This is a genomic window from Erythrobacter epiphyticus, assembly GCF_034653295.1.
Lineage (GTDB): Bacteria > Pseudomonadota > Alphaproteobacteria > Sphingomonadales > Sphingomonadaceae > Erythrobacter.
On the sequence record NZ_JAYEEU010000033.1, the window covers coordinates 1 to 702 of the forward strand.

Annotated in this window: 1 protein-coding gene and 1 pseudogene; one reads left to right on the forward strand and one right to left on the reverse strand. The window is 64.1% G+C overall.

Annotated elements, in window-relative coordinates; genetic code table 11:
- The coding region (locus SOQ14_RS14355; protein ID WP_322898792.1) for a glutathione S-transferase family protein at positions 1–316 on the reverse strand (316 nt) is incomplete at its 3' end.
- A gap of 147 nt (positions 317–463) precedes the next feature.
- Between SOQ14_RS14355 and SOQ14_RS14360 the strand changes: the two are divergent.
- Positions 464–702: pseudogene (locus tag SOQ14_RS14360) on the forward strand (GGDEF domain-containing protein); the annotation flags it as partial.

The following is a 702-nucleotide window of genomic DNA, read 5'->3' on the forward strand; positions in this document are numbered from 1 at the left end:
AGAACAGCGCGCGTGCGTGGTCAAAGGCCGCTGCCGGATAGAGCGCGGGCTCCGGGTGCTTTTTCTCGATATAGGCGCAGATCGCCGAGGAGTCCGCGATGGTGCCACTTATCCCTTCGGCCGCGATCGAACGATCCCGCAGCACCGGGATCCGCTTCATCGGGGAGATATCGCGGAACCACTGCGGCGGAGCGAAGACATTGACCGCCTCAACCACGTAATCGACCCCTTTGAGGATGCAGCAGGCCGCCGCCTTGCGGACAAAGGGCGAGACCGGGCTGCCATAGATCACAAGGTCAGGGGCGGTATCAGACATGCATCAGGCTCCTCTCGCACAGGCGTTGGCCGCCCTGATAGGGCGCGCAGCAAATAGCGCAATGGTCAGGCGCGCGGCCGCCATCGCGGGCGTAAGATCGAGACCACCGGATTGCTAAGCGCTTTGCAGGGCGCCGGGGTGCAATTCGTGCAGGGGCCGATCTATTGCGAGCCGGTGGATCAGGCGACCTTGGCTGAAGTCCTCTCGGCCGGCGGCTGGCGGATCGAGCCATCGGCGAAGCGCAAATATCGCGCGCGCCGCCGCACGGTGTTCCGCAAGATCCATGTGATCCACGATGATCACTCCTACGAGGTGACCTTGCGCAACCTGTCGCGTTCGGGCGCGCTGATCCAGGGGCTTGCCGATGTGCCGAAGGGCACGCAGTT